The sequence below is a fragment of the Chryseobacterium contaminans genome (assembly GCF_001684955.1).
GTDB lineage: Bacteria > Bacteroidota > Bacteroidia > Flavobacteriales > Weeksellaceae > Chryseobacterium > Chryseobacterium contaminans.
Genome location: NZ_MAYF01000187.1, coordinates 1 through 2,062, shown reverse-complemented (window position 1 = coordinate 2,062; position 2,062 = coordinate 1). Strand labels below are relative to the sequence as shown.

Sequence of the window (2,062 nt, the reverse complement as noted above, 5' to 3'; positions counted from 1 at the left end):
CACCAGGATGCTGCCATTGGGATTCTCAGAATATTCAGCTGTAACGTTATCCATATTTTTCTCAAATTTATAGTCAAAACGGGCTATTTCGTACCATCTTCCGAGAAATTTTTTAATATCAAAATTCTTCACCGCCACCGCTCCTCTCGGAATTCCTACAGAATAAGAATGAAAAGCCATATAGGCCAAAGCGCCCAATGAAACGGGAAGGATTATTTTGTGAAAGGTCTTCATAACAGAAATATTTGTGTGGTTCTTGAAAACGTCAAAAATAATGCCTTTGGGCTGTTAAAGAACGATAAATTCTAAGAGAAAACCTTTAGAAAATTGTCTTTAAAGCTTCCTGACACTTCAATTTCAGTATCATCAGCAAGCATTACGGTTCCGCTTTTATGATAAGATTTTACAAAGGATGTGTTGATGATATGGGAACGGTGAACTCTCACAAAAGGGTTTTCCAAAAGATCATCAAAATGTTTCAAAAACCTGCATACCATTTTCTTTGAGCCATCCGTAAGATAAACCTGAGTGAAATTTCCATCTGCCTGAAGCCTTACAATATCTTCTGTTTTTACCACATCAAAACCCTGTAAGGTTGGAAGAATCAGCTGCTGTTTTTCAGGTTTTAATTTTAAGTTCTCCAGCAGAATTTTATTCCGGTTGAGTTCTTCTTTTTTCTCAATACTTTCAACTACTTTGTTGACTGCCAGAATGAGTTCCTGAATGTCAATTGGCTTTAGAATATAATAACTTGCAGATTTATTCAAAGCCTGTAAAGAATATTGTGAAAATGCAGTAATAAAGATCGTTTCATAAGAAAATTCTTTGGTAGCTTCCAATACATCAAAGGCATTCCCGAAAGGCATTTCTACATCTAAAAATACCAATTGAGGCTGCTTTTCTGCAATCAGAGGGACGGCTTCCTTAATATTTTCTGCTTCACCCAAAATTTCTACCTGTGGGCAGTATTTGGTGAGGTAGCTTCTCAACACTTCTCTTGCGATCAGTTCATCATCTACAATTACGGCTTTAATCTTCATCGGGTTTACATATTAAGTTGCAGGAATAGGTTGCAGATGCAAATTATGAATATTTCACCAGCCCTGCAATCTTCCCCATACAAGTCATATTCTTTTCCACTTCCAGGCGTACACAACAATCAATATCGTTATAATGCATTCTACAGCAGCAAGCAAAACATAGAATAAATACCATTCTGAAAATGATGAAATCCCGATAAAAAGCATTATCAACGTAAAAAAAATTCCGACAACAATATTAAGAATCCTGTTGATCACGGGTTTTAAGATTAATGAAAGAAACACCATAACGGCTGGTATAGCCAAAACAACTGCAGCCAATAATAAATTCAGTGGAGAGTTGAGTAGATTATGTCCATCTACAAGACCTTGTGCTTTTCCCGGAGTATACAGCTCAAAATAATCACCATACAGATAGCACAACGTAACAGAGGTCCAAAGCCCGGCAAGTATAATTTTAACATTTACCCGAATGTCTTCAAGTTGAGTAGAATTGTTCATGATATATTAGTTTTGATGATTATGATTAATCGATTTATTCTTTACTCCTACCATCAGCAGCCATATACATATTCCGATTTCTCCTATCGAAGCAGGTAATGTGATATAACCAGATATTGGATAACTGGAAAATTCAGGAATCACTATCCTTCCCAAAACATTGAGAACATAACCCAAACAGCCTAACATCAAAAAGATTCCCAGAATTTTTGGTAGAAAGCCTGATTTATACACTAGATAACCGAAAGGATAAAGCCAGAGCCCCCAGAAAATCTGGACAATCAGAATTCCATTGTTATAATTTTTCAACAGCATCATCACTTGTGCCTGTAGTTCTTCTGCTTTATAGATCTTCAAATAATCTGCACCTTCTATAATGGTAAGCACCGAAAGTTTATTTTGAAGATTTATGAAAGAAATGGGTACGCTGATCAGTGCCAGAATCACCATTAGTTTAGCATAGCTTCCGTTGACGTTTTTCAACAGTTTATACAAAGCCAAAGGAAGCAATGTAAAAGCGA

4 protein-coding genes are annotated in these 2,062 nt (G+C 36.2%); all 4 read right to left on the bottom strand.

Going from position 1 to position 2,062, the window contains the following annotated elements:
* Positions 1-234: lipocalin family protein (locus BBH99_RS22760; RefSeq protein ID WP_185111068.1), on the bottom strand; the 234-nt coding region annotated here is incomplete at its 3' end.
* 71 nt (positions 235-305) lie between these two features.
* Complete coding sequence (locus BBH99_RS11235) at positions 306-1,040, bottom strand: LytR/AlgR family response regulator transcription factor (protein WP_066695547.1); 735 nt, start codon at positions 1,038-1,040, stop codon at positions 306-308.
* 84 nt (positions 1,041-1,124) lie between these two features.
* On the bottom strand, positions 1,125-1,541 hold the full coding sequence (locus BBH99_RS11230) for a DUF6326 family protein (RefSeq protein ID WP_066695546.1): 417 nt from the start codon (positions 1,539-1,541) through the stop codon (positions 1,125-1,127).
* 6 nt (positions 1,542-1,547) lie between these two features.
* On the bottom strand, positions 1,548-2,062 hold a 515-nt coding region (locus BBH99_RS11225), incomplete at its 5' end, for a DUF4386 domain-containing protein (protein WP_066695542.1).

Excerpts from the sequence above, each read along its gene's own strand:
- BBH99_RS11235 (WP_066695547.1), bottom strand. The coding sequence starts at position 1,040 with ATGAAGATTAAAGCCGTAATTGTAGATGATGAACTGATCGCAAGAGAA.
- BBH99_RS11230 (WP_066695546.1), bottom strand. The coding sequence starts at position 1,541 with ATGAACAATTCTACTCAACTTGAAGACATTCGGGTAAATGTTAAAATT.